We start from the raw sequence: 8073 nt of genomic DNA, 5'->3' as shown, positions 1-8073 counted from the left end.
AAGTTCTTTAATTCTTCAATGATTTTTACATTTACAGACAGCATTGGGTTACAGATTTTGGTTTTAAGATTCGATACCTCAAAACTATAAATTCTGTAACCTTTGCTATTTTCTTAACTTAATGACATTGCTCGTAGAGGCAAAAATATCTTCTGTTGAAATTTCTACAAAGCGATAGACCCTACGGGTCAGGTTTTATAAAAGATATATGGGGCATTTTTGAGAAGAGTCAGATGATGCTTATCTCACCACCCGGTCTTTCCACACATAACTACGCCCATTTCCCGCAATACCAATGTAAACCATATACAGTACATGGATAATGGTAAGGAATATTAGCAAACCGATCAGTTTCGAGCGTTTGAGAAATACAGTGATAGGTAGCAGGAAGATGACTTCGATCACATACTTCAATAAAAACTGCGCAGCCAGTAGTTTAAAGAAATATATATTGTAAAAACCCAATACCAGGTTCACCAGCAACGAGACATTAAATAACCAGATGCCAACCGCCAGTGCCACTATCTTTTTGTCCTTGTATTTGGTTGATTTGGATGCCCAGCGCCTACGCTGTTGTAGGAATTCTTTTAATGTGTGCTTTGCGTGAGTATAAACAATAGCCTCTCTTGATTTTAAAAACCCTATGCGCCCGGGATAACGCACGGCTACTTTTTGAAGTAATAATTCATCATCTCCAGAGGCCAGATCATCAATACCTTTAAATCCGCCTACCTCATAAAAAACATCTTTACGATAAGCCAGATTAGCTCCGTTGCAGGTAGACGCTCTTCCATTGCCGATAAATGATGCACCAATCCCTATCAGATAGGAGAATTCCAGCGTTTGCATATATTCAAACAAGCCCCGTTCCTCAAAATAAGCTACCGGAGAAGAGATCATTACCGGGTCATTCGTTTCATAATAATCAACGATGGTCGATAGCCATTTAGGTCCCATGCGGCAATCGGCATCGGTTGCTACCATTAGTGTGCCCGTGGAAAGATCGATCGCTTTTGCAATCGCCTTCTTTTTATAGGAATTGAGTGGCTTGTCTTCATTCAGTTGCAGCAGTTTGATACCCCGATCCTCATAGCTGCGGATGATCTGGGCGGTTTTATCGGTGGAGTGATCATCCACCATAATGATCTCCGTTAAATGTTTGGGGTAATCCTGCGCCAGCAGGTCGTCAATCGTATACCTGATCCTTTCTTCTTCGTTACGGGCGGCAATCATCACCGTTACTTTTGTTGATGGGGCTGCGCTATCAAGAACAGGTCGCTTTAGTCTGGCCCAGCCTATAATAAGGTATGCTAGCACGAAAAGGTACAAACCGGTCAGCAGTGCGCATATGTAACTAAGCAGTACGATCAAAAAACCTCAATTTTAAAACAAATACTGAACCCAAAGCAGCCGGAATGATCAGGTTAACCAGCCATATCGACGATACTGCTGCAATTATAGCTAATTGCTGGTTAGTTATGTATGAAAATAAATGAGCCGCGGTAAAACTGCGCACGCCAATATCGAGCAGATCAAGAGAAGGCATAGCGGATTGAATGAAAATAAAGACGATCACGGTCATCATCATTTGAAAAAAAGGCAACTCTGGTAGCAGCAGGTGAATAACCAGGTAATACTGGAACGAGAAGACAAAGAACCGTGCAAGACTATAGCCGATAACAGTTAGCAGTTCATGAGGAGAATACCGGCCCATGATATCAAAAAAGCGACGGTATTTTTGTAGAAAACGAATACGGTCCAACAAGTGGACAATCCACCTGATATTGAAGTAAAAGATGTTGAGCAGAATCAAAAAGGCCACGACCAATACAGCGATCCCTATATAAAGCCAAATGTTGATGTTCAGGAAATAATAAATAAACCACAGGGAGGCCAGCAGGCCGGTGATGTTAGTGATCACATTCTGCCCGAACGAGCCTACCGCCATAGCAAATACGCCATGTATGCGTTTCCTGTTTGGAAGAAACATCACTCTGCCGCCATACTCACCAATACGGTTGGGTGTAAATATCGCCCAGGTCAACCCGCAAAAAACAGCTTCAATGGCTTCCCATATCGATATGGTAACTAATGTTCGGGCAAGATATTGCCATTTGAATGACTCCAGTACCCAGTTAACCACCATTAACAGCACCACAAGCGTCATGGTAGTGACTACCTGGGTCCTGGTGATATGGGAAATTAAAGTTTCAAATTGCCGGAGGTTGGTATTATTATTTACCCGGTGATAAATAAAAAGACCTGCCAAAACCAGGATCACTGCTTTGAGCAGGTACGAAAATATTTTCTTGGCCGAAGATGTCAACAGGTATTTTTTGTGCAATGTTACGAAAAACCAGTTAGCAGTGCGCGGTTTGCAGTTGGCAGTTTGCAAGTTCTAAGTAAAATCCTCATTGCAAACTGCCACCTGCGTACTGCAAACTTATTTTAATCGTGGTTTCAAAAAAGCAAGTGTATGCACATAAGCGTCTTTGGTGGCTGCACTGTCATAAATAGGGTTGCTTGGATTGGCAAAACCATGATCAGCGTCGTATTGGTGCACTTCCAGTTTTTTGCCGGCAGTCTTCATATTTGCTTCGAATTGTGCAACTACTTTTGGGTTTATCCAGCCATCTTTATTAGCAAAGTTGCCCAACACATCGGCATGTAAGGTTTTTAGCTTATTTACATCCTGTTCAGGCATGCCGTAGTACATTACGCAAGCGACATCCTGTTTACCAGCGAGCAGACTGGCCTGTAAGCTCCAGCCTCCGCCAAAGCACCAGCCGATGGTAGCAATATGTGCGTTCGGACCAACATAAGCTACCGCACCCTTAATAATAGCTGTTGCGCGATCTTCTTTTACTGCCTGCATAAATTTACCTGCATCTTCGCGCGTGGTTGCTACTTTACCATCATATAGGTCGAGGTCGAGCACATTTACATCGCCCAGATCATTATAGAGTTTTTCTGATTCATGTTTCACGAAATCATTTAGTCCCCACCATTCGTGTATCACAAAAAGCCAGTTGCTGGTTGGCTTCTTTGCTTTTATCTCGAAGGCATTGGCGTCTTTACCATCGGCAACTTTATAGGTAATGGCTTTACCAATAGTGCTTTGAAAATGGTACGGACGTGGGTTAGCATGCGACATGACAAACTTTTTATCGGAAGCCAGCATAGCAAATTGCTTGGTTGCCGATTCTTTGCAGCAGGCCATTTTGCTTTGACTAAAAGCGAAAGCACTGCTAAAGATCATTAAGAAAAATAGGGATAATTTTTTCATGGTGACTGAGCGTTTTTGAGTATTGGTTATACAATATTAAGTTGAATTTGTTTAAAGTTCAGTGTAAATACGACGCACCTTTTTGTACAGGTTGCTTCGGCATAGCAAATAATTGAAAATCAATAATAAGCAATTATTAAAATAAACTTTTTACAATTTTTTACTTGGTTTTAAGACCTGTTTTTTAATAATTTTGCCACCGAAGGCATTTTTTACCCCGAAGTAATTGCTATTAAGCGCTAATGAAGTTCAAGGAAAAATATAGGTCGGTAAACATACAGGTAATACTCTTACTTGCCGTATATATTTTTGTCAGCCTCACTAATCTTTATTTTGTAGAGCGGCATACCCACAACTTTAATAGTAAATATAAGCATAGCTTTATTGCAAAAAGGAAGGTTAAAAACATGTTCCGTATGCAGAAAGCGGCTAGCACTACCTTTAGTCAAAATCAAACGCCTTATAACCAGGTCAATCAAAAAGCTACATTATTCTTTATAATGCTGCTGTTTGCTCCAGGTTTTTTTATACTTAAAAAGAAGCTCTTTCCCCACTCCAATCAACTTATACCCGACTATCAGTACGCCTTTCTCAGGTATAGATCGATACAGATCTGATTTACCTCTTTCCATTTAATTACTGCCTTTAGCAGTTAATTCGGCCAATATTAGCTGAATTGAACAGCACATTGATCCCCCTGTCAGTGCTTTTAAATCATCAAGGAAAAAACAGGAATCAATTGAAATGACGTATCAACAATATTATAATAAACTAATAAAAGACCTGGCCAGCAGCGAGAAAAAACTCATCAATCAAAAGCAACTGAAAGGCGAAAAAGGTTACCTCGATCAGCAGGACCTGTATGCCTATATGGATCTTAGCAACGATGTGTATTCGCTTTTAAGCAAATGTGAGCATGTATTAAAGCTCATTGTCGATGGCAAGGTCAACGCTCACGATAAAGTGGACCCGGCTGTAATACCAGGTATTGCAGAAATTTAATACAATTCCAGGACTCATGAAAAAGGTTCGGTTTATTTCAGTATCTTGAGCTATATAAACTGACCCTTATTCATGACGTCTGATTTTATCACTTACCAGAAATTTAACGATTCCGCATTGGCAAATGATCTTGCCGGATTATTGGATCAACACCATATCCCTTATTTCATCCAGGAAGAAACATCCGGTTTTGATCCATCACTGGTGATGAGCAACGCCCCGGTTGACTATGCCATAAAATTAAAAAGCGAGGACTTTGAAAAAGTAAATCAGCTTAGAAAGGAATATGAAGAGAAAAATCTGGATGACGTTGAGAAGGACTATTACCTCTTCAGCTTCACCGACGATGAGTTGATGGAAGTGCTTACCAAAGCGGACGAGTGGAGTACTTTCGATGTAGTTCTTGCCCGGAAAATATTGACTGAAAGGGGCAAAAATATCAGTGATGCAGATATAACATCCATCAATGAGAAAAGAATTGAAGAGTTAAAAGTACCGGAACCACCACAAACAACATGGATAATACTTGGATACTTACTTGCATTTTTTGGCGGATTGCTGGGACTTTTTATCGGCTGGCATTTAAAGTCATACAAAAAGACGCTGCCAAGCGGCGAAAAAGTTTATGGTTATACTGAAAATGACAGATGGCATGGCAAACTGATATTCTATATATCAATCATCGGAGTGATTGTCGGCATTATTTATAAGCTGTGGCCGGCATTCAAAAGTGAATATTGAATTAATGAATCTAACCTTTCAGAAAATATTAACTCCGCAATCGACATTCCGACTTCCGAAATCACTTCTACCCTAATATCTCCCTGATATCTTCCGGAGAAAGTGATTTAATAAAGCTTTCTTCGGTGGTAATGAGGGATCTGGCTACTTTTAGCTTGCGGTTCTGCAACGCCAGTATTTTTTCTTCAACCGAGTCCTTCGTGATGAATTTGTAGATAAACACATTCTTGGTTTGCCCGATGCGATGCGTGCGGTCTATCGCCTGTTGCTCTACTGCGGGGTTCCACCATGGGTCAAGGATAAATACATAGTCGGCCTCGGTGAGGTTCAATCCCACACCTCCTGCTTTAATGGATATCAGGAAGACCCGTGTTTTTTCATCTTCCTGGAAGCGTTGTACCACATCGCCGCGGTTCTGTGTGCTGCCGTCCAGGTAAACATAAGGAATACCTTCGCGTTCAAAATGATTGCGGTAAATAGCCAATTGTTTTACAAATTGCGAGAACACCAATACTTTGTGACCACCATCCAACACATTAGATAAAGTATGCACAACATCCTCAAATTTACCCGAATCACCCTCATATTGCTCATCGATCATAGAAGGGTGATTAGCAATTTGTCTTAGTTTGATCAGACCTTGCAAAACCTGGATCTGAGTTTGTGCAAAAGTTCCGTCTTCCAGGCTCTTCAGTAATTCGTTACGGTATTCCGATTTTACTTTTTCGTACACGCTAGCCTGCTCGTCACTCATTTTGCAGTAGAACAGGTTCTCGGTTTTTGGTGGCAGCTCGGTTGCTACCTGCTCTTTGGTACGACGTAAAATGAATGGTTTGATCAACGCCTGCAGTTTGCGTGCTTTATCTTCATCCTTTTTCTTTTCAATTGGCGTTACAAATTCGTTCTGAAAGAACTGCTGGCTACCCAGTAAACCTGGATTGATGAATGACATCTGCGTCCATAGGTCATTTACTGAGTTCTCCACCGGCGTACCGCTCAATATCAGCTTGAAGCGCGATTTTAATTGCTTAACCGACTGGTACGATTTGGACGAAGGGTTTTTAATATTCTGGCTTTCGTCGAGTATGATATAATCGAAAAAGTAGGTCTTAAACAACTCGATATCTATCCTCGTGATACCATAAGTTGTGATCACCACATCATAATTGGCAAAAGTTTCCGGTGATTTATAGCGAAACGTACCTGTATGCACCATAATGCGCAGTTTCGGTGTAAATTTTTTGGCCTCATTCATCCAGTTATAAATGAGCGAGGTTGGCATAATAATGAGAGAGGTGCTTTTACCACCCGCGGTTTCAGTATCTTCTTTGTGCTTTTGTAAAAGAGCAAGCGTCTGGATGGTTTTGCCTAAACCCATGTCATCCGCGAGGCAACCACCAAAATGATAGTTCTGCAAAAAATGGAACCAGTTGAAGCCAGCTTTTTGATATGGTCTTAAGCTGCCTTTAAAGCTGTGCGGCATGGCAATATCACCTACATCCTCAAACTCACTCAGTTTTTGGAGCTTGCGGCTCATGGTTACGCCTGCCAGCTCGCCATCAGCCAATTCATTTACGAGGCCAATATGATGACGGCGCAGTTTCAGCGCCTCGCTGCCTTCCGAAAAATGCAATAGGTTACCATATTGCGAAAACCATTTTTCAGGGATTACTGCAATCTCGCCATTAGGCAGCGTGAACTCCTTCTTTCGGTTAAGGATATGATTTTTTAGCTGGATGAACGGTATTTTGTATGGCCCGAAATAGACTACGGCATAAATGTCGAACCAGTCGTTATTCTCAGTTACTTCAACATCGATTTTGGTGCTGCCAAATAAATAGCGTTTTTGTCCTTCCGGCTGTTCTATCTCGAAACCTTCGGCCATCAGTTCATCATGATGTATGTTGAGCCATTCGAAAACGGACAACGACTGATCAGCCTCTTCATCCGTATTGCTTACTTCGAGGTTTTGAAACAGTGATGATACAATATGAAGTCCTTTATCTTCTAAAAACTGCAGTTTATTTTTTTCCCAGGTAACCGAACGCTTGATGCGATGAAAAATGTAATCATCACCATTCTGCTCCATTCTTACAGATACATGCCTGCCATCACCATAAGGAAAAATATAACCGGCATACCTAAAGCAAAGCTGCAACTGCGAAGTACCGCCTTCTACATAAATTGGTTTCAGTATTGGGGTAGCATCATATTTTTCAGTGTTGATTGTAAACCCTTCTGCATAAACGTTATGCTTCTCTATGAGCGGCGCCACAAATTTTTCAAAGTAGGACACTTCCGACGAACGCGGAATAGCGATGTACCGCTTATTCAGGAACGGCAGCAGCTTTTTACCTTCAATTTCCTTATCGAAATAATACAATGTATCATCCAGCAGCATCCATGCCGGGTGGTTGCAAATAATCTCCGCATTTTTGAACATGAACTCAATACGCATGCCCTGATATTTGATCGTGGGGAAATACCTGATCTCCGTATCATCGCGCCTGAAATGGAATAGTACTGATGCGGCTTCGGATGCTATCTGCAGTTTACGTTCGGCAGGATAGCCCTCTTTGCTCATCAGGTATATCTCTTTGTTATGGAGCATACCCAAAGCCTCGGCCATGCGCTTTTCTATTTTTGGGCGGATAGTTTCGTATAGCTGTTCGTTAAATATCTTGCCAAAAAATTCAAACGGACGGATAGGTTTTTTATAGAACTTTTTAATGACGTTGCCCTGCTCCATTTCCTCCAGCAACCTGATGAGCTTAAAATCGGTTTCATCCAAAAACTCACTGAATTCTTTGGCTGTGGTACAGAAAAGGCGCTGGTAGGTTAAAGAGAATTCGCCGTTAGGATTAAGCTGAACGATATGCGGTTCAATGACATACGATAGGTATTCGTGCCGGCATACGGCATAAATGATCTGGCAGGGTTTTGTACTATCGACGCGTAACATTCTCTATAGGTAAAAAAGAAAGAGAAGCTACATCAAGAAAAAATTCAAACCTATAAAGATTCCGGCTTAAATAAAAGGGATT

7 protein-coding genes are annotated in these 8073 nt (G+C 41.3%); 2 read left to right on the top strand and 5 right to left on the bottom strand.

Annotation, left to right across the window (positions count from 1 at the left end; all coding sequences use genetic code 11):
* Positions 1 to 240 precede the first annotated feature (240 nt).
* The 4 genes from VIM89_RS14485 to VIM89_RS14470 all read right to left on the bottom strand — a co-directional run bounded on the left by VIM89_RS14485 (position 241) and on the right by VIM89_RS14470 (position 3918).
* Positions 241 to 1371 (bottom strand): glycosyltransferase family 2 protein, encoded by a 1131-nt coding sequence (locus VIM89_RS14485; protein WP_488156884.1) that lies wholly within the window; start codon positions 1369 to 1371, stop codon positions 241 to 243.
* Complete coding sequence (locus VIM89_RS14480; protein WP_488156883.1) at positions 1355 to 2395, bottom strand: lysylphosphatidylglycerol synthase domain-containing protein; 1041 nt, start codon at positions 2393 to 2395, stop codon at positions 1355 to 1357. The genes VIM89_RS14485 and VIM89_RS14480 overlap by 17 nt, the downstream gene beginning before the upstream one ends.
* 48 nt (positions 2396 to 2443) lie before the next feature.
* Positions 2444 to 3286, bottom strand: coding sequence for a dienelactone hydrolase family protein (locus tag VIM89_RS14475; protein WP_488156882.1), 843 nt, complete (start codon positions 3284 to 3286; stop codon positions 2444 to 2446).
* A gap of 488 nt (positions 3287 to 3774) precedes the next feature.
* The gene (locus tag VIM89_RS14470; protein ID WP_488156881.1) at positions 3775 to 3918 is read right to left on the bottom strand and encodes a hypothetical protein; all 144 of its coding nucleotides are present in this window, start codon (positions 3916 to 3918) and stop codon (positions 3775 to 3777) included.
* A gap of 112 nt (positions 3919 to 4030) precedes the next feature.
* Here VIM89_RS14470 and VIM89_RS14465 point away from each other — a divergent pair, with 112 nt between their 5' ends.
* Both VIM89_RS14465 and VIM89_RS14460 read left to right on the top strand, forming a co-directional pair.
* Positions 4031 to 4288: a hypothetical protein gene (locus tag VIM89_RS14465; protein WP_488156880.1), complete on the top strand. Its 258-nt coding sequence runs from the start codon at positions 4031 to 4033 to the stop codon at positions 4286 to 4288.
* 72 nt (positions 4289 to 4360) lie between these two features.
* The gene (locus tag VIM89_RS14460; protein WP_488156879.1) at positions 4361 to 5029 is read left to right on the top strand and encodes a hypothetical protein; all 669 of its coding nucleotides are present in this window, start codon (positions 4361 to 4363) and stop codon (positions 5027 to 5029) included.
* 67 nt (positions 5030 to 5096) lie between these two features.
* Here the strand turns inward: VIM89_RS14460 and VIM89_RS14455 are convergent, their stop codons facing one another.
* Positions 5097 to 7991, bottom strand: coding sequence for a DEAD/DEAH box helicase (locus VIM89_RS14455; protein WP_488156878.1), 2895 nt, complete (start codon positions 7989 to 7991; stop codon positions 5097 to 5099).
* Positions 7992 to 8073 lie beyond the last annotated feature (82 nt).

This window comes from Mucilaginibacter sp. (genome assembly GCF_036568825.1).
GTDB lineage: Bacteria > Bacteroidota > Bacteroidia > Sphingobacteriales > Sphingobacteriaceae > Mucilaginibacter.
The sequence above is the reverse complement of the archived record's forward strand: the minus strand, read 5'-3'. Positions and strand labels throughout refer to the sequence as shown.